At 69.2% G+C, this 17081-nt stretch carries 17 protein-coding genes and 3 pseudogenes; 10 read left to right on the top strand and 10 right to left on the bottom strand.

Annotation, left to right across the window (positions count from 1 at the left end; translation table 11 throughout):
* Nucleotides 1–241 precede the first annotated feature (241 nt).
* Nucleotides 242–721, top strand: coding sequence for an excalibur calcium-binding domain-containing protein (locus tag IE178_RS28815; RefSeq protein WP_193514331.1), 480 nt, complete (start codon nt 242–244; stop codon nt 719–721).
* 311 nt (nt 722–1032) lie between these two features.
* On the opposite strand, the gene IE178_RS28810 is transcribed toward IE178_RS28815, so the two are convergent.
* The gene (locus IE178_RS28810; RefSeq protein WP_193514330.1) at nt 1033–2067 is read right to left on the bottom strand and encodes a hypothetical protein; all 1035 of its coding nucleotides are present in this window, start codon (nt 2065–2067) and stop codon (nt 1033–1035) included.
* Between the two features lie 658 nt (nt 2068–2725).
* Between IE178_RS28810 and IE178_RS28805 the strand changes: the two are divergent.
* Nucleotides 2726–3083: pseudogene (locus IE178_RS28805) on the top strand (DDE-type integrase/transposase/recombinase); the annotation flags it as partial.
* On the opposite strand, the gene IE178_RS28800 reads toward IE178_RS28805, so the two are convergent.
* A complete protein-coding gene (locus IE178_RS28800; RefSeq protein ID WP_318280299.1) occupies nt 3073–3702 on the bottom strand; it encodes a DUF4253 domain-containing protein in 630 nt (209 codons plus the stop codon). The pseudogene IE178_RS28805 and the gene IE178_RS28800 sit on opposite strands and share 11 nt — an antisense overlap.
* 448 nt (nt 3703–4150) lie before the next feature.
* Here IE178_RS28800 and IE178_RS28795 point away from each other — a divergent pair.
* Nucleotides 4151–4447: pseudogene (locus IE178_RS28795) on the top strand (MBL fold metallo-hydrolase); the annotation flags it as partial.
* Between the two features lie 30 nt (nt 4448–4477).
* Here the strand turns inward: IE178_RS28795 and IE178_RS28790 are convergent.
* Nucleotides 4478–5464, bottom strand: coding sequence for a LysR family transcriptional regulator (locus IE178_RS28790; protein ID WP_193514328.1), 987 nt, complete (start codon nt 5462–5464; stop codon nt 4478–4480).
* A 194-nt stretch (nt 5465–5658) separates the two neighbouring features.
* Here IE178_RS28790 and IE178_RS28785 point away from each other — a divergent pair, with 194 nt between their 5' ends.
* The gene (locus tag IE178_RS28785; RefSeq protein ID WP_318280298.1) at nt 5659–6810 is read left to right on the top strand and encodes an MFS transporter; all 1152 of its coding nucleotides are present in this window, start codon (nt 5659–5661) and stop codon (nt 6808–6810) included.
* Nucleotides 6811–7117: 307 nt separating this feature from the next.
* Here the strand turns inward: IE178_RS28785 and IE178_RS28780 are convergent, their stop codons facing one another.
* The 3 genes from IE178_RS28780 to IE178_RS28775 all read right to left on the bottom strand — a co-directional run bounded on the left by IE178_RS28780 (nt 7118) and on the right by IE178_RS28775 (nt 8560).
* Nucleotides 7118–8038 carry an NmrA/HSCARG family protein gene (locus tag IE178_RS28780; protein WP_318280297.1) on the bottom strand — a complete coding sequence of 307 codons (921 nt, stop codon included), beginning with the start codon at nt 8036–8038 and terminating at the stop codon, nt 7118–7120.
* A 103-nt stretch (nt 8039–8141) separates the two neighbouring features.
* Complete coding sequence (locus IE178_RS36315) at nt 8142–8276, bottom strand: hypothetical protein (RefSeq protein WP_318280296.1); 135 nt, start codon at nt 8274–8276, stop codon at nt 8142–8144.
* Nucleotides 8273–8560, bottom strand: coding sequence for a hypothetical protein (locus tag IE178_RS28775; protein WP_184764809.1), 288 nt, complete (start codon nt 8558–8560; stop codon nt 8273–8275). Before IE178_RS28775 ends, IE178_RS36315 begins: the two co-directional genes overlap by 4 nt.
* Nucleotides 8561–8672: 112 nt before the next feature.
* Between IE178_RS28775 and IE178_RS28770 the strand changes: the two genes are divergently transcribed.
* Nucleotides 8673–9095 carry a MerR family transcriptional regulator gene (locus tag IE178_RS28770; protein WP_193514326.1) on the top strand — a complete coding sequence of 141 codons (423 nt, stop codon included), beginning with the start codon at nt 8673–8675 and terminating at the stop codon, nt 9093–9095.
* A gap of 181 nt (nt 9096–9276) precedes the next feature.
* Here IE178_RS28770 and IE178_RS28765 read toward each other — a convergent pair.
* Nucleotides 9277–9525: pseudogene (locus tag IE178_RS28765) on the bottom strand (2-phosphosulfolactate phosphatase); the annotation flags it as partial.
* A 118-nt stretch (nt 9526–9643) separates the two neighbouring features.
* Entirely contained in the window at nt 9644–10114 is a 471-nt protein-coding gene (locus IE178_RS28760; RefSeq protein ID WP_184764811.1) for a MerR family transcriptional regulator, read from the bottom strand.
* A 123-nt stretch (nt 10115–10237) separates the two neighbouring features.
* On the opposite strand from IE178_RS28760, the gene IE178_RS28755 reads away from it, so the two are divergent.
* Both IE178_RS28755 and IE178_RS28750 read left to right on the top strand, forming a co-directional pair.
* The gene (locus IE178_RS28755; RefSeq protein ID WP_184764812.1) at nt 10238–10954 is read left to right on the top strand and encodes an SDR family oxidoreductase; all 717 of its coding nucleotides are present in this window, start codon (nt 10238–10240) and stop codon (nt 10952–10954) included.
* 282 nt (nt 10955–11236) lie between these two features.
* Nucleotides 11237–11467 carry a bacteriocin immunity protein gene (locus IE178_RS28750; protein ID WP_193514325.1) on the top strand — a complete coding sequence of 77 codons (231 nt, stop codon included), beginning with the start codon at nt 11237–11239 and terminating at the stop codon, nt 11465–11467.
* Nucleotides 11468–11966: 499 nt separating this feature from the next.
* Here IE178_RS28750 and map read toward each other — a convergent pair whose 3' ends face one another.
* Both map and IE178_RS28740 read right to left on the bottom strand, forming a co-directional pair.
* Nucleotides 11967–12749: a type I methionyl aminopeptidase gene (gene map, locus IE178_RS28745; protein WP_193514324.1), complete on the bottom strand. Its 783-nt coding sequence runs from the start codon at nt 12747–12749 to the stop codon at nt 11967–11969.
* Nucleotides 12750–13309: 560 nt separating this feature from the next.
* Nucleotides 13310–13903 (bottom strand): TetR/AcrR family transcriptional regulator, encoded by a 594-nt coding sequence (locus IE178_RS28740; RefSeq protein ID WP_193514323.1) that lies wholly within the window; start codon nt 13901–13903, stop codon nt 13310–13312.
* A gap of 143 nt (nt 13904–14046) precedes the next feature.
* On the opposite strand from IE178_RS28740, the gene IE178_RS28735 reads away from it, so the two are divergent.
* From IE178_RS28735 to IE178_RS28725, 3 genes are all read left to right on the top strand, one after another.
* A complete protein-coding gene (locus tag IE178_RS28735) occupies nt 14047–14754 on the top strand; it encodes an SDR family oxidoreductase (RefSeq protein WP_184764816.1) in 708 nt (235 codons plus the stop codon).
* Nucleotides 14755–15233: 479 nt separating this feature from the next.
* Complete coding sequence (locus IE178_RS28730) at nt 15234–15836, top strand: sugar O-acetyltransferase (protein WP_318280295.1); 603 nt, start codon at nt 15234–15236, stop codon at nt 15834–15836.
* Nucleotides 15837–16084: 248 nt separating this feature from the next.
* Nucleotides 16085–16984 (top strand): NAD-dependent protein deacetylase, encoded by a 900-nt coding sequence (locus tag IE178_RS28725; protein ID WP_184764818.1) that lies wholly within the window; start codon nt 16085–16087, stop codon nt 16982–16984.
* The last annotated feature ends 97 nt before the right edge of the window (nt 16985–17081 follow it).

Below are 17081 nucleotides of genomic sequence, written 5' to 3'. Positions count from 1 at the left end.
GCAGGCGGAAATTGTCAGACAGGCCCTAGGAAGGCGGCGGCGAGCGAACCGCGCAGCAAGATTTTTGGCATGTCCCGGCGGCACCGGTCCTCGCCCTCTGCATCGGCCTGAACTGCAGGCATGTCACCCGAGGGGCGGAATCACCATGACCATCCCATGATCGAACCCGATGTCACGGTTTCACATTCCCTTCACTCGAACGCTACCGTCAACCCGTCCACACCCACCTGACGGGAAATCAATGACCAGCCCATACACGCCCGTACCTCCCGCCACTGGCCGCCCCGCCCCCAAGTGGGCGCGTAAGCGGTACGTGTTGCCTGCGCTCGGCTTCGCGTTCTTCATCGGTATCGGAGCCGGCGCCAGCGACCCCCAGCCGCAGAACGATGCAAAGCCTGTCGCGGCCAAGGCGGTCCCGTCCGCGACGGTCACCGAAACCGTCACGGCGAGCCCCACCGCCAAGCCGAAGCCCGCCCCTACGGTTACCAAGACCGTCGAGGTGGAGGTGGAGGTGGAGGTGACGGAGACCGTCACCGAAGAACCCGCCGGCGGATCCGGCGGCGGGTACAGCAGCGGCGATGACAGCAGCGGCGGCGGCAGCGTCTACTACCAGAACTGCGACGCCGCCCGCGCCGCCGGTGCCGCACCCGTCCGCCGGGGCGAACCCGGGTACGGCTCCCACCTGGACCGTGACGGCGACGGCACCGGCTGCGACAGCTGACACGCAACAGGCCCGCCGGCCGGAGCACGCGCTTGACGTGTATCCCGGCGCAACACCCCCGCAGTACTTACTGATCGTTTCCGAATGAGTGGCCCGTACTCTGTGCGTGCCACCAGGTTCAGAAGATGTGCCGTCCTGCCTCAGGCGGCGAAGGCGAGGTAGGCGCCAACCGTGAGGCCCGAGACGGTGATGACTGGCGGGGTTTGAGACAGACGGAACTACCTGGCCTTTCTCCGCCTCGCCGCCCTGCGCTGCTGCGAGAGACCCATCCGCCTCACCACATAGGGCACGGTTCAAGGCCTGATGACTGCTCACACAGTGATGAGGATGCCCACACTCGAGCCTCCGATCTCCGCCTGGGCGGTGATCTGCCCGGAGGCGTTGACGCCGGTCCCCATCACCACGTCGGTGCCGGTGGTCGCCACCAGGGCGGTGAGATCGACCATTCCGGTGGCCGTGTTGAAGGAGAATCCCTGAGCAGGCTGGTTGAAGCTGCCCACCACGTCGTTGGCCGGCCCGACGTCGAATCCGTCACTGTGGACGGGGAGCAGGGGGACCGGTGCCCCCGCCGTGAAGAACCTGACAGCCCCGGTCAGTTGGGTGCCGGCGGAGGACACTCCGTCATCCGAGGTTCCGATGATCCGGCCGTTGTCGTTGATGCCGAAGGCTGCGCTGTTGCCGAGGAAGTTCCCCGGGTTGGCCTGGTCCGGGATCAGCGTTCCGAGATCGCTCGGGAACAGGGCGCCGGCCGCGAGGACGAACGCCCGCTCGACGCTGTTCCCGGCGGCGTCGAGCGCGGCGGAGACCCCGACGACATCACCGGCACCGTTGATGCTGGTGGCCCGGCCGGGGTTGGGAGGGACGAGTGCCAGCGAGCCGAGATCACGCATGACCTGCAGGGCCGGGTCGAACAGGAAGGCGTGCTCGGAGCCGACCACCGTGTCGGAGGCTCCGACGATCTGGCCGGCGTCGTTGATGTCGATGGCGCGGCTGTCGCCGAGGAAAAAGCCGGGGTTGAAAGGGTCGGGGATGAGGGTTCCCAGGTCCTGCACGGCGCCTCCGATCCACCGGACGGCCCGAGTGACAGCGTTCCCGTTCGCGTCGAGCCCTTCCGACGAGCCGCAGATGTCGCCGGCGCTGTTGATGGACACCGCCCGCCCGGTTCCCGGGGCGCCGCCGGTGAAGAGCAGCGGAAGCTGGGTTGCGGTGCCGGTCGTGCCGTTCGGCTGCTGCGGGTTCCAGACGAAGGGGAAGACGGTGTCCTCCTGGCCGACGACGGCTCCCGAGTTGTTCAGCCCGTTCGCCTCGCTGATGCCGGTGACCGTCGCGGCCACCGGTGTCGTCACCGTCACCACGGTGACCACCTCGTTTCTGTCCTGCCGCCGGTCACGGGATCGCCACCGGCGCGAGCCTGTGGGTGAGCAGGTAGTCGCCTTCCCCGTGCAACTCCACCTGGCCGGCCTCCTCGGACGACCTGATCGTGCCGCTGCTCAGGGGGCGTCCTCGCTGTCGGGATGCTCGTCGAAGGTTGGACGAGGCCGTCGGATTGGGATCAGTCGGACGATGACGTCCCGGGTGTCACCGTCCCTCATCGTCCCCGACCAGGTCCGCTCACCGTTCCGAAAGCAGGAACGGCTCGTCCGAACCTGTTCCGAAGATCGCCAGGCACCTCAGACTCTGTAGCTGGAGGAGCCGGGCTGCGGTGGGCAGGGGCGCCGCGACGCGGCGGATCGGGATCGACGGGGGCTCGGTGAGGGGCGGGGCCGGGTGAGCGCTGTGGGGACGTGTTCGGTTACTGCTGGGGTGGCGGGCACATGGGCCCCGCTGGGAAGGTCAGACGCTCCTCCCCTCGGGGCGGTGGGTTGCCGAACCACCGAGTCACCTCCATGTTCCCACCGGTTCGGGCGCGATGCACCCGAACGGCCCTTCTGGGCTCCGCTGCCTCTCAGGCGGCGCGTGTGCTTGTTCACGTTCGCCGAGAACTCCGCCAGGGGCACGGTCACGTTGGAGGAGCTCATGCTCGAGCGCGGGATCGTCGTCTCCCACGAGACGGTGCGCCTCTGGTGCGCCGGGTTCGGACAGCGGTACGCGAGCGCGCTGCGCCGTCGGCAGCCTCGGCCTGGTGACACACGGCACCTGGACGAGGTCTCCATCGGCATCCATGGGGGAACGGAAGCACCTGTGACGTGCCGTCGACCACGACGGCAACGTGCTGGGCGTCCTGGTGCAGGACCGCCGGGACAAGGCTGCGGCCAGGCGTTTCTTCCGCAGGCTGATGAAGATGATCCGCACGGTGCGGCGGTTGATCGTCACCGACAAGCTCCGCTCCTACGGCGCGGTCCACTGGCTTCTCAGTCCCACCAGAACCACCATGCGCGACGCTTCATGAGGTCCTCGTGGTACGTGGACCAGTCCAGACCGGGGTCCACATGAAACACATCCGGGCAGGCAAGGTAGTGCTCCGCTGTGAGGACGTGGGCCTGGTGGACATCCGTCGGCCGGGCGGCAACAGAGACATACAGACTCCCGTGTCCGAAGCCAATGACACGAAGACCGAACCGGTCCTCCCAGGATCGCAGCACTGCCGACAGTTCCTGCGCGGTCATGTGATTCGTCATCCCGAGCCAGTTCAGGGCGGCGGGCGCGTCAGCACCTCGCGTGACCTGGACGAGTGCGAGGCACCGGGCGCGGCCGTCGTGGACGACAGCGGACGCCACTTCACCCGCGCAGACGTCAACGTCAGTGGACGCCGCCGCCGGCCTCGCGAGACCGGGCCACTTACGAAAAGGCGGCCAGGCATCGTCCGTCCACTGGCTCCGGAAGTACGAGGCGGCATCGATGTCGGCCCCGTAGTCACCACCCACCGGATCGAATGAGTCATCGGGGTACTCCAGCAGCAGCGGGTACAGGCCGGTCTCATACCGGCGCGCGTACAGACGCTTCCACCAGTCGGCCGCGTCCAGGACCGGTCCGTCGCTCATCCACACCATCGGATGCGGAGCAAGACACCGCCCCACCAGCCGACCCGGCGGCAAGTCGTTCAACAACTGTCTGAGATCTTCACTCAAGGGTCCGGGCATGAGCGAAATCTAGGCGGCACCTCTGACACTGCCGTCAGAAACCCTGTGCAAAAGCAGCACAGTGGCACCGGGCATCCCCGGGCTTCGGCTACCAGCGCCATCGAGGTCAGCGACGGCGCCCTCTCAACGCCACTGCCTGCGGCTCGCGCCTTGCGACCGTGTTCCTGCACGGCTTGCCGCTGAAGTCGCCACCCAGCACTACGGGCTGCGTACCACCGCCCACGCCTGCGCCATCACCGCCGCCCTGCTCGCCGTCGTGGCCCTGGCAGCACTCGCCATGTCGCGACGCGGCAGCCCCCACAGCGCACTCAACGACCTTCCGTGACGAGACATGAGGAAACGACCGATCATGAGCACTCCCCCGGCCGCCTGCCCGACCGCCATCCCCTCCTGGGCCGTGGGCGACGTCACCGTCCACCGCATCGACGAGGTCCTCCTGCCGCCCGTCACCGGACCGTGGCTGCTGCCCGGCGCCACCCCGGACGTCGTCAACCAACAGGACTGGCTGCGCCCCCACTTCGCCGATGACGAGGACGTTCTGCACATCGACGGCCACAGCTTCGCGTTCACCGTCGGCGGGCTGCGCATCCTGGTGGACACCGGCATCGGCAACGGCAAGGAGCGGGCCAACCCCGCCTGGCACGACCAAGGTGGCAGCGGGCGGGCTGCGGCGGCGTCAGTGAACAGATGATGCCTGCTGCTGGATCGGTTCTGTCGAGTCCTGCTGGTGGACCGAGGCGTTGGCCACCGCCTCGGCGAAGGCGCGCACCCGGGCGTTGTGGAGGTCGCGGCGCCAGATGAGACCGAGTGCGGAGTCGGGTAGGCCGGTCACCGGGACGTATGCCACGTCACGGCGGTGGTGGTGTTCGGTGGTGGGGTGGCACAGCAGCATGACGCCCCGGTTGGCGGCCACCAGCGACAGACCCTCCTGGAGAGTGCCGATCGTCGGTCCCTGCGGCACCGGGGTGCCGGACGGGGTACGGGTGGGTGCCTGCGCCTCGCGCCAGTAGTCCGGTGCGGGGGCGGCGACGCCGAGGAGTGGTGTCGTTGCCAGGTCCTCGGCGTCCAGGGTGGTCCGGGTGGCGAAGGCATGCCTGCGGGAGACCGCCAGGTACTGCGGCTGGCGGGAGAATACCGGCCCGAGTACGAGCGTCGGCTCCGTGACCGGCAGCAGCACCACCGCGGTGTCCACCTCACCGCGGTACAGGGGTCCGAAAGGGTCGGACAGCGGCAGTTCGGTGAGCCGGACGGCGCATTCGGGGTACCGGTCCTCGAACTCGCCGATGACGTCCATGAATGCGTATCCGACGATGCCCTGGAACCCGATGCGCAGCGGCCCGTTGAGCCCCGAAGCTGCGGCGCGGGCGTTGTCGACGGTGTCGCGCAGTGCGGCGTAGGCGGGGCGGAGGGCCTGGAGGAAGTCCTCGCCGAGTCGGGTGAGCCGCACCCGGCGGCTGGTGCGGTCCACCAGACGGGCGCCGATGCGCTGCTCCAGGGAGCGGATCAGCTGGCTGACCCGGCTCTGGGACACGTACAGCCGTTCCCCGGTCCGTCCGAAGTGCAGTTCGTCCGCGAGGACGAGGAAGCACTCCAGCTCGCGGATCTCGACCGTGCTCGCTGGTGCCCACTGCCCACCGGCACTCCCCGGTCCGTTGACTGTCACGGTGTCGCCCCCGCCCCGGTGCGGTCCGCTCTTCGTCCACACCGTAGTTCGATTAGCTCACCTCATGGAAGCATGAGAACTTCGCGCTTGTTCCGGGCCTCGCGGGAAAGTTGGCTGGGGCCATGGCGAAAGTTGATGACCTGTCTGTGGACGCGCCCGCGCCGGGGAGATCCCCGAGGGGCGGATGGCCCGCGGTGGTAGCGGTGGCGGCCGGTACCTTCACCGTGGTCACGTCCGAAATGCTGCCGGTGGGCCTGCTCACACCCATCAGCGGTTCGTTGGAGGTGAGCGAGGGCACGGCCGGACTGACGCTCACCGACACCGGTCTGGTCGGTGCCTTCTCCGCGCCGCTGGTCACCGCGGCGGTGGGCCGGATCGACCGGCGTGCGATCCTCTGTTCCCTCATGGTCCTCGTGGCGGCGGCCAACGTGCTGGCCGCGTGGTCACCGAACTTCGCGGTCATGATGCTGGCCCGGGTGCTGGTCGGCATCGGAATGGGCGGCGTCTGGGCGCTCGCCGGCGGTCTGGCGGTGCGGCTGGTCGCATCCGAGTCCATCGGGCCCGCGACCTCCATGATTTTCAGCGGAATCGCCATCGCCTCAGTGGTGGGCGTGCCGGCCGGTGCGTACATCGGTGAGTTGGTCGGCTGGCGCGCGGCGTTTTACGCGGTCGGCGGACTGGCGCTGCTCGTGACCGTGGCCATGGCCGTGCTGCTGCCGCCGCTGCCCGCCGAGGAGGCGGTCGCACTGGGCGGTGTGATGCGACTGTTCGGCAAGCTTCAGGTGGCCACCGGGCTCGCGGTGGTGGCCCTCCTGGTGACCGGCCATTTCGCCGCGTACACCTACGTGCGGCCGATCCTGGAGAACGTCTCGGGTGTCGAGGCGTCGACGGTAGGTACCTTGCTGCTGGTCTATGGGATCGGCGGCATCACGGGCAACTTCGCGGCCGGCGCCCGGGTGGGCCGGTCGGTGCGCGGCACCCTTTTGGTGGTCGGCGTCGCGCTGGCCGCCTCCGTGCTGCTGGTGCCGTTGCTCGGGCTGTCCACGGCGGGTGCGGCCATCCTGCTGGCGGTGTGGGGCCTGGCCTACGGCGGTGTGTCGGTGAGCACCCAGACCTGGCTGGCCTTGGCCGCCCCGAGAGCCCGGGAGGGCGTCACCTCGCTGTTCGTGGCCGTGTTCAACGGGGCCATCGCCCTGGGCGCCTTCGCGGGCGGCCGAGTGGTGGACGCCTTCGGCACCCGGCCCGTGCTGTGGCTGGGCGGCGCGCTCGCCCTGGGCGCCCTCGTGGTCACCGCACTCGGACGAGTGCCCCGGCCAGGCGGTGCCGGAACCGGTTCCGCCAACTGAGCGGCCCGGCCGGACCGGTCGGACAACCGGCGTGCGTATCCGAGCGCTGTGTCCAATGTCCGCTGAGAGTTGGTGAAGCCGGTCCCGGCGGGCCGAGCGCCACAGCCGGGCCCGGCCTTCGGGCAGCCGCCCGAGAGCTGCGCGCGATCTTGTACGCAGATCGCACCGGAGTGCAGTGGCGCTGCAGTCGCAGAACACACTTACAGAGCCACTCGCCCCTCACGGAGCGGAACTACCTACCGCGGATCGGCCGCTTCGCGAACCGGTGCGCCGGCAGGGTCTGACCGGATCGGACACAGGGCCTCGTTCAGCGCAGAGCGGTGCCCGTGTCCACGGAACGGAGCGCCTCCTCGAGGAGGCCCGCACCGGGGCCCGCCAGCCAGCGGTCGAAGCGCAGCAGGAAGGGGAACTCCGCGCGCAATGCGTCGAGGTTCGCGTTTCCCGCCAGCCTGCCGTCGTCGGCGAGTGCTGCCAACTTGCCGAGGACCTCATCCTGCGCCAGCAGCGTCGCCGGCAGACGGCTGTAGCTGATCGGCCGGCCAGCGGCCTGGGTCAGATGCTCGGCCAGGGCCTTGCCGGTGAGAGCGTCACCGGCGATCTCCATGGTGCGGCCGGCGTACCGGTCGGGTGAGCCGAAGACCGTGGCGACGATCCGGCCGATATCGCGTACCGCGATCAACTGGTGGACCCGGTCGGGGCTCATCAGGAAGGACAGGTGTCCCCGGGCGAGGCCCATTCCGGGGAGCATCAGGAGCTCCATGAACGTGGCCGGCCGAATGATGGTGGTCGCGATGCCGAGACTGCGGACATGGGCCTCGACACGGCTCTTGGTATCGAGATGGGCGACGCCCGTCGGTGTCGGCCCCGCAGCGACCGTCGAGCTGTAGACGAGGTGGGCGACGCCGCAGCGCTCGGCGACGTCGGCCACCGTCGTGCCGAAGCGGACCTCTTCCTCGTTGGTCACGTCGGCGCCGGCCTGGCCTGCACTCGGCTGGACACTGAAGACACCATGGGCCTCGGAGAAGGCCGCGCGGAGAGACTCAGGATCGCCGAGGTCACCGCGAACGGTTTCGACGCCGGCGGCGGAGAGGGACCGGGCCCGGTGGCCGGACGGATCGCGCACGACCGCGCGCACCGCCCAGCCGTCGGCCCGCAGTGCCGCGGCGACCGATCCTCCCTGCTGTCCCGTGGCGCCCAGGACGACGACGACTTTGTCCATGTCGGTCATGCCGACCACGCTGCCCTCTCGACGATCGCGGCCGTGTTCCTGATGAGCATTGCTGATCCTTCCTGGGGGTGTGACTGAGAAGTGAGCTGGAGGTGGCCGTCGTTCAGTCCATGCCGGCGATGCGGCGGAACTCGACGGGTCCCAGCGGTGGGGGGGGGCGGATGTCGGTGGCCTTCCCGTCCTCGCTCCGGAAGAGCCTGGCGACGGGCATGGTCCAGGAGTCGCCGGCCGGGCTCACGCGATGGGTGTGTCGACCAGGCCGAGGACACGGTTCGGGCGATCGGCGACGAGTTGGCGGACGGTCACGCAGCGGGTTCCGGCCATCGGGAACAGCCGGCTCAGGGTGGTTGTCGGCGCCGGCTCCGGCCCACTGACCGGGCGCAGGGCCGCCGCCGCCCGGGTGAGGGTGCAGCCGTCGGTCAGGTATGCGCCCGGTTCGTCGAGCGCAGCGCTGTCGGCGACTTCGCACACCGTGCGGACGATCTCCCGATTGCGGTCCGCTACGGAGAACGCGCTGGTCATAGGCAGGCTCCAGAGTTCGGAAGGGATGGCTCGCGCCGGTGTTCGCTACGCTAAAACCTGACGCCGACGTCAGGTGCAAGCCGGACGCGGACATCGAGTCGGGAGGCCGGGGTTGCGGATCGGTGAGGTCGCCGCGAAGGCGGGAGTCAGCGTCAGGGCGCTGCGCTACTACGAGCAGCAGGGCCTGCTGCACTCCACCCGGAATCCGGGTGGCCAGCGCCAGTACCCGGCCGGTGCCGTCGAACGGGTCAGGACAATCCAACGGCTCTACTCCGCGGGCCTGCCCAGCAGAACCATCCGCGAGATACTGCCTTTCGCCGACTCCGGTGAGGCGTCGCCGGAACTGCTGGAGTTGCTCGCGGCCGAACGCGACCGCCTCGACCGGCAGATGACGGACCTGCGGGACGCGCGCAACCGGCTGGACGACTGCATCACCGAGGCGCGCAGGCAGGGCCCACACCGCCCCTGCCTGCCTGCCGGTGCCTTGAACGGAGAAGAGGCAGTGCAGCGTCAAGCACCTACGCCGGTGCAGTGAAGAGACTGAACGTCTGCGAGCGGTTGACGTCGAGCTCCTTGGCGCTGCTGCGGCTTCCCGCGCCTCGACCAACGTATCGACAACCCGGGCGGTCGACAGCCGTCGCGGACCACGTGACGAGTTCGGTGATGCCGCGTTCCCGACCGGATGCGGGCTCTCGTACGGCGAGCCTCACCAGCGGTCAGATCGAAGCCTCGTCGGTCAGCGAAGGTACGGCGCACGGACGGAGGACCATGAGCGAGTCTTCCGAGGTCGCCACCATGGCAAAGGGGAACCGGTCGAGGTCAAGACAGAGTGCGACGTCATCAGGATGGACGCCTTGACGCACCCCCTCCGCGAGCTCGGTGGCGGCACGCGACTCGCCGGCGCGGCGGAGGAAAGCAGCTGCATCCGTCCCCGCCTCAGTGGCCCTTCGAGCGATGTATTGAGCGGTGCCGACCGCACGCTGCGGTGGTTCTTCGAGTACCTGTCGCTTGACCAGTTCGCGTGCCGCTAGCGTGCTCCGGCAGGTAGTGGCCCTCGCGGTCCACTCCCGGGGCACGCGCAGTTCACGTGCTGTATGCCGGGACACGGCGAAGAGAGGGCAGTTCCGCGTCAGTGCCGACACCGCTGGTAGGGGAGTTGTCCCGCCTCGCACCGCTCGGGCCCGGGTCGAGTGAAGCCGGGCAGGATTCCGTGTCGGGATGCGTGGCGAGGCCGATCAGCACCTCCAGCCTACGGCTCGCGGCCTGGAGCTCGGCGGCCTTCGCTTCGATGCGGGCACGCTCGGCGGACAACCGGTCCAACAGCTCGGGCTCCATCGAGCGGGCATCGATGGCGGGCAGGAGCTCGGCGATCAGGCGGCTGCTGAGGCCTGCGGCGTAGAGCTGCCGGATGATCTTCACTCGGCCGACAGCCGTCTCGGGGTAGACGCGCTGGCCGCCGGACGTGCGTTGCGGACTGAGCAGTAGCTGCTCCTCGTAGTAGCGCAGAGCCCGCGTGCTGACTCCGGCCTGCTCGGCCAGCTCACCAATACGCAACGGGACTCCTTCTGCTCGTGCTGTCGCCGCCCGCCGACTTGCACTTCACGCCGACGTCAAGTTCTAGCGTAGGCGACACGGAGCGGGAACGAACCGTATGCCCGCCCGGGAGAGGGAACGACCATGGACATTGCCGGTTCCACCGCACTCGTGACCGGGGCCAATCGCGGGATCGGCCGACGCTTCGTCGAGCAGTTGCTGGAGCGCGGAGCCGTGAGGGTCTACGCATCCGCTCGCCACCCGGAGTCGATCAGCTTTTCGGACTCTCGGGTCGTGCCGCTGTATCTGGACCTGCTGGACGAGGAATCGATCTCACAGGCGGCCGCAGCGGCGCCGGACGTCACGCTGCTGGTGAACAACGCCGGCATCACCACCGGCGCCGACCTCCTGACCAGCGGCCTGGACCTGATCCGGCAGGACCTGGAGACGCACCTCTTCGGCACCCTGAGGGTCATCCGCGCCTTCGCCCCGGCCCTGGCCTCCAACGGCGGCGGCGCGATCGTCAACATCCTCTCCGTGCTGTCGTGGGTGGCCACCGCCGAAGGATCGGGGTCGTACTCAGTGGCCAAGGCCGCGGAGTGGAACATGACCAACGGTGTACGCGTCGAGCTCGCCGGCCAGAAGACCCTCGTCCAAGGCGTACATCTGGGAGCCGCAGACACCGACATGATGGCGGGACGCGACACGCTCAAGGTCGACCCGACGGACGTCGCACGCGCCGCCCTCGACGGCGTACAGGCGGAAGCCATCGAGGTACTGGTCGACGACCCCAGCCGCTTCGTGAAGGCGGCCCTCTCCGCCGACCCCGCACAGCTGTACGGCGCACCTTCCGTCAGCTGACTTCCGGCCGAGCACCACTTCCTCAGCGCCGGCACGCGGTTGACGCCGAGAACGATGAGGTGCAACGCCTCCAGCAGGCAGAGCCGGAAACTGTTTGCCCGTCAGGGAAGGAACAGGTCATGCCTCACGCCTACTCGATTGTGTTTCCGTTCACTGGTTCTCAAGGGACCGTGAGGGTCGCAGTCGTTCCGCTGTCCCCCGCAATCCGCCCGCCAGTTCACTTGCGGGGACCGGGCCGAGCTGCCTACACCCTGGACTAGGGTGACTCGGCGGAGGGATTTGATGAGTGCTGTGGAGATGAGTCGCGCGGATGCCGTCGCGCTCGTGCAGCGGATCATGGACGCGGACTACACCTCAGACGACGCGGTGGACGGCTGGCTGGACACGCTCGACAAGGTCCTGGCATGCCCGTCCGGTCATGTCGGCGACTTGGTCTTCTGGCCGCCGGAGCGGGAGCTTTCGGCTGATGAGGTAGTCGATCAGGCCTTGGCGTATCGAACGATCGCTCCGTGAGGTCGGGACTCAACTCCGACTTCTCCGGAATCGTGTGCCGGACGCCCCGGCACCGGAGGTACGCGCGGCACGGGCCGTTGCTGTACCGCTTGTCGGCCGCGAGGCTGCCGGGTCGCGTGCGGGCACGGCCCGGACCGATTCGCGGAACGCGGAACTTCGCCGGCACCATTTGGAACTGGGTGCAGTCCGCCCGCTGTCCGCCGGTGACGACCAGGGACGGCGGGCGGCAACGGCCGTCCGCGCTCAGGTGGAGCTGGCTGGTGAACCCGCCCCGCGTGCGGCCCCACATCCTCACCTCCCGCACCACCTCCACCAGCCGGGCGAGCAGGCTTTGCCACGGTGTTTCGCCCCGGTGTTCTGATCTGCCAGATCGCCCCGCCCCATGGCCACGACAACGATCCAGGCACGGGGCAGTCACATGACCGCCCGGACAGCCCCTTGACGAGCGACGCCGAGATGGCTTCGGGGAGTCAGGGCAGCGGAATGCGGGGCTATGACCTCACGGCTGCGCCTGCTTCGGCAGGGTAAGGATTTCGGCTCCGTCGTGGGTGATGGCGATCGTGTGCTCGCTGTGTGCCGTCCGGCAGCCTGTCGCGCTTCGGAGCGTCCACCCGTCGGCATCGGTGACGAGTTGAGCGGTGTCCGCCATGACCCACGGCTCCAGTGCCAGCAGCAGTCCAGGGCGCAGTTTGTATCCACGGCCGGGCCGTCCGGTGTTCGAGATGTGCGGGTCCTGGTGCATCGTCGATCCGATGCCGTGACCTCCGAACTCGGTGTTGATCGGGTACCCCGCCTCGCTGAGGACCGTGCCGATGGCATGGGAGATGTCGCCGATGCGGGCCCCGGGCCTCGCGGCGGCGATGCCGGCGGCCAGCGCGCGTTCGGTTGCACTGATCATGGCGACGCTCTCCGGGGGCTTCGCGTCGCCCACGAGGAAGCTGATGGCGGCGTCTGCGGCGACTCCGCCTTGGGAGACGGCGAGGTCGAGTGTCAGCAGATCGCCGTCGGCAAGCGTGTAGTCGTACGGTCGCCCGTGGAGGACCGCGTCGTTGACGGCCGTGCAGATGTAGTGGCCGAACGGGCCGCGTCCGAAGGACGGTTCGTAGTCGACGTAACAGGACGTGGCTCCCGCCTCGACGATCATGGCCTTGGCCCACCGGTCGATGTCCAGAAGGTTCGTGCCGATGGTGCTGCGACTCTTCAGCGTCTGCAGGATGTCGGCGACCAGTGCGCCTGTGCCTCTTGCTCGGGCCAGCAGGGTGGGGTTCAGGATCTCGATCATGTGGCGCCTTTCTCACGCGACCAATAACTATACCGTTAATGTTATACCGGTATGAGAATTGGAGTCGTGGTCAGGGTGCCGCTCGCTCCCCCAGAGGTCGAGCGCGGACAGCACTTCGGCGCTTTCCTGGCTGGAGGCGCCGTGGTCCGGGCGGAGTGCTGGATGCCGGGCCCTGTGCGGACGTCGCCGTGAGCGTTGCGGACGTCATTGCCGGGGCTTGTGCGCGAACACCCACCTGTGCCCCTCCAGCGCGTCGTTCGGCGGCCAAGGGCTGGTCCACCTCGGTATACACACCCTTCGACTTCACCTTTTTCATACCGCCGTGGACATCACGAAGGTGGCCAACGACCTCATCGACGAGGGCTGGGAGCGCACCGAGAACACGCCACGGACGTTCCGGCGTAGCCGCGGTCGGCCCCGACCTGGGTGATCCGCGGCTGGGTGGGACACAGCCGCCAGAGACGTCGCGGGGCGCGACATCGCCTTCAGACTCCCGTGCGCAGCACCGCCTCAGTCCGCTCGCCTTCGTCGCCCACCGCACGTCAGGCGGCTCGTGCGGGTCACTCGGCGAGGCGGGCGGCATCGATGAGTGTGGCAGCCGTGGCGACTGCCAGTCCTCGCAAGTCGTCCGCGCCGATACCGGCACGAGTGCTGGCACCGTCGTAGACCACGGCCAGCTGCCGAGCGAGCAGGTCGGGCTCGGCGACTCCCGCCCGCTGGGCCTCAGCGCGGAAGAAGTCCACCAGCTGCCGCTTGGCCCGGGCAGCCACAACGCTCGCCGCGTGTGAAGGGTCCTTGAGTTCGACCTGCGCGGCCGCGTAGGGGCAGCCGAGGTAGTTCGGCGACCGGGCAGCCTGCTCGAGCCGCTCGAAGACATACAGCAGGCGCTCGCGAGGGCCGAGCTCACCTTCCGGCGGAGGCAGCAGCCAGGCGACGAGGGCGGGAGCGCCGCGCTCCAAGGCGGCCGCGAACACGGCGTCCTTGCTGTCGAAGAGCTGGTACATCGAGCGCTTCGAGACACCTGCGGCCTTGCAGAGCGCGTCGGTGGGGATGCCGACACCCTCGCGGTAGAACAGCTCGCCCGCGGCGTCGAGCAGCCGGTCACGCGGCGTCGCCTTGCCGGGCGTTCCGGCTGCGGCCTTCTTCGTGGTCATACCCGTGAGGCTACCTCGCCGACTCGACACGGGAAACCGATCGGTTTACAGTCGGACCCACATCCAGGAAACCGATCGGTTTCCTGTTCTGTCGTGCGGCTGCGACCGGATCACGGTCACATCCCGGGAGGAAGGTCCCTTTCATGACCCTCAACGGCTCCGTCGCCCTCGTCACCGGCGGCAACCGCGGCCTCGGCGACAAGTTCGTCCAAGCCCTGCTCGAAGCCGGCGCGAGCAAGGTCTACGCAGCAGCCCGGGACCCTCGAACCATCACCGCCGAAGGTGTGGTGCCGATCGCCCTGGACCTCACCGATCACGCCTCCGTGCTCGCCGCCGCCGAACAGGCACAGGACGTCACCCTGCTGATCAACAACGCCGGATCGTCCACCGGCGCCGGAATCCTCGACGGCGACTTCGCCGCCTTCCGGCTCGAGTACGACACCCACGTCCTGGGCACACTCGACGTCACCCGCTCCTTCGCTCCCGTCCTCGCCCGCAACGGCGGTGGAGCCGTCCTCAACGTGCTGTCCGTCCTGTCCTGGCTGTCCTTGCCGCAGTCGGCCGCGTACTGCGCGGCCAAGGCCGCCGAATGGTCGATCACCAACTCGCTGCGCGTGCAGCTGGCGGATCAGGGCACGCACGTGACCGCACTGCACGTCGGCTACATGGACACCGACATGATCGCCTCACTCGACGTGCCGAAGGCCGACCCTGCCGAGATCGCCCGGATCGCCCTCGAAGGCCTGGAGAAGGGCCTGCTGGAAGTAGTCGCCGACGACGTCAGCAAGAACGTGCAGGCCGGCCTGTCCGCCGGCGTCGAGGCACTCCATCCCCGGCTCGCGCGCGGCTGACGGGCCCCGAACCCCGTCGCACCATGGCCGCTGTGGCGCCCTCGACGGCCGCGATGACGGCTGCGCAAGCTGCCGTCCGGGCGCGGCAGGGTGTCGTACCAGTCGCCGCCCAGGTGGTGGCCGGGGGGCGGTGGCGGGCCGGCAGACCGCGGCCGCCGAGGAGCGCTCGATGTCGGTCGGTGCGGGCGGCGGCAGCCGTGGGACGTACTCGGCGCCCGCGCGTCTGCCCGAACAGGCGGGCGTCGCCCATGGCGACGCCCGCCGCACCGGCACGGCCTCGTCGTCGAACGGCTTGTGGTCGCGCCGGTCGCGCAGGTACAGGTGACCGTGGATCCGCCGGCGCCACTGCTCGGCGTCGGCCCCGGCCACCGCGACGGACATCACTCATGAGGCTTCGCGGTACACATAGGCTCTCGGTGCGCGCCGCCGAGGGTGCGTCGGGTGCGTGCCCGAAGGTCGAACGAACGGAGCGCTCCGCTGTGACGCACTCTCATGAAGACGACGTCCTGGCCCGGATCGCCAAGGGCCTCATCTACACCGAGTCGGAAGCAGCCTTCCAGGCCCCTCGTCGCCGCACCCAGCAGATCTTCGAGTACAACCACACACCGCCGAACGAAACGGAGAAGCGTCGCTCACTGCTCGCCGCGATCTTCGGGTCCGTCGGCGAACGCACCGTACTCCTGCCGCCGTTCCACGCCGGGTTCGGCAGCAACGTCCACATCGGCGACGACTTCTTCGGGAACGTGAACCTCACCTTCGTCGACGACGTCGACATCCGCATAGGTGACGGTGTCATGATCGCCCCGAGCGTGACACTGACCACGACCGGGCACCCGGTACATCCTTCACGACGCACTGACTTCGGGCGATTCTCCGAGCCCATCGTGATCGAGGACAACGTGTGGATCGGCAGCAACGCAGTCGTCCTGCCCGGCGTCCGCATCGGATACGGGTCCGTCATCGGCGCCGGCAGCGTCGTCAGCCGCAGCATCCCCCCGATGACCGTCGCATTCGGAACTCCTTGCCGAGTCGTCCGCACCATCACCGACGAAGACCTCACCGCGCGCACCCCCGAACAGTAGAAGTTGGCGCTCCGTCGATCACGGCCGGCACGGGGCCGGGGACGGGACGTCGGCCTCCTTCAGGGCCGGCAACAGCACGTCCCGGCCACACACGACCGCCGGCGTTCCGCCGCCTGGCCGCCTTCGCCGAAGGCGGCCGGGAGCGCTACGGCATCGGTCCGGACACCCGAACCCGCCTCGGCGCCTGCCTTCGCCGAGAGCGCCATGGACCACGGCGCGCCGCTCCCCCTCTTGCGTACCCTTGCGGCATGCGCATGCGCCCCACTCTGAGCTGGACACCCACCGAGGACCTGCCGCCGGGCACCACGGACCTGGCCCCGGTCGCCGATGCCCTGAGCACCGGCGGTGTGCTGGTGCTCAGCGGGGCGGGCATCTCCACGGAGTCGGGCATCCCCGACTACCGGGGCGAGGGCGGGAGCCTGAGCCGGCACACCCCGATGACGTACCAGGACTTCACCGGCGGCGCCCAGGCCCGGCGCCGGTACTGGGCGCGCAGCCACCTCGGCTGGCGCACCTTCGGCCGCGCCCTGCCCAACGCCGGGCACCGGGCCGTGGCCGCGTTCGGGCGGCACGGTCTGCTGTCGGGTGTCATCACACAGAACGTGGACGGCCTGCACCAGGCCGCGGGCAGCGAGGGCGTCGTGGAGCTCCATGGAAGCCTGGACCGGGTCGTCTGCCTTTCCTGCGGCACCTTCAGCCCGCGCCGCGAACTCGCCCGACGGCTGGAGGAGGCCAACGCGGGTTTCGAGCCGGTGGCCGCGGGGATCAACCCGGACGGTGACGCCGACCTCACCGACGAACAGGTCGGGGACTTCCGCGTGGTGTCCTGCACGGTCTGCGGCGGCATCCTCAAGCCGGACGTGGTGTTCTTCGGCGAAACCGTTCCACCACAGCGGGTCGAGCACTGCCGCGAGCTGGTCCGTGAGGCGGCCTCGCTGCTGGTCCTGGGCTCCTCACTGACGGTGATGTCCGGGCTGCGGTTCGTACGGCAGGCGGCCCAGGCCGGGAAGCCGGTGCTGATCGTCAACCGGGACGCGACGCGGGGCGACCGGCACGCCCTCGCCCGGGTCGCGCTCCCCCTGGGAGCAGCCCTCACCGCCGTGGCCGGCCGGCTGGGCGTCCCGGTCGACGGCCGGGCGGCGGCCTAGAGTTGTCGCCGGCTTCTCGGCGATCCGCCACGGCCGCCGGGAACCGTTGTGTGCCGGATCCGGTTTCACCACCGCAGGGCGAGTCGGCGGGGAATCG

The sequence above is a fragment of the Streptomyces griseoloalbus genome, from assembly GCA_014650015.1.
GTDB classification, from domain to species: Bacteria; Actinomycetota; Actinomycetes; order Streptomycetales; family Streptomycetaceae; genus Streptomyces; species Streptomyces griseoloalbus.
Note: the sequence above shows the minus strand (reverse complement) of the source record. Positions and strands in the feature narration are given on the sequence as shown.

Coding starts and splice junctions, on each gene's coding strand:
- IE178_RS28815 (WP_193514331.1), top strand. CDS start 242: ATGACCAGCCCATACACGCCCGTACCTCCCGCCACTGGCCGCCCCGCC.
- IE178_RS28800 (WP_318280299.1), bottom strand. CDS start 3,702: ATGAGCGACGGACCGGTCCTGGACGCGGCCGACTGGTGGAAGCGTCTG.
- IE178_RS28780 (WP_318280297.1), bottom strand. CDS start 8,038: ATGACCGACATGGACAAAGTCGTCGTCGTCCTGGGCGCCACGGGACAG.
- IE178_RS28775 (WP_184764809.1), bottom strand. CDS start 8,560: ATGACCAGCGCGTTCTCCGTAGCGGACCGCAATCGGGAGATCGTCCGC.
- IE178_RS28755 (WP_184764812.1), top strand. CDS start 10,238: ATGGACATTGCCGGTTCCACCGCACTCGTGACCGGGGCCAATCGCGGG.
- IE178_RS28750 (WP_193514325.1), top strand. CDS start 11,237: ATGAGTGCTGTGGAGATGAGTCGCGCGGATGCCGTCGCGCTCGTGCAG.
- map (WP_193514324.1), bottom strand. CDS start 12,749: ATGATCGAGATCCTGAACCCCACCCTGCTGGCCCGAGCAAGAGGCACA.
- IE178_RS28740 (WP_193514323.1), bottom strand. CDS start 13,903: ATGACCACGAAGAAGGCCGCAGCCGGAACGCCCGGCAAGGCGACGCCG.
- IE178_RS28735 (WP_184764816.1), top strand. CDS start 14,047: ATGACCCTCAACGGCTCCGTCGCCCTCGTCACCGGCGGCAACCGCGGC.
- IE178_RS28725 (WP_184764818.1), top strand. CDS start 16,085: ATGCGCATGCGCCCCACTCTGAGCTGGACACCCACCGAGGACCTGCCG.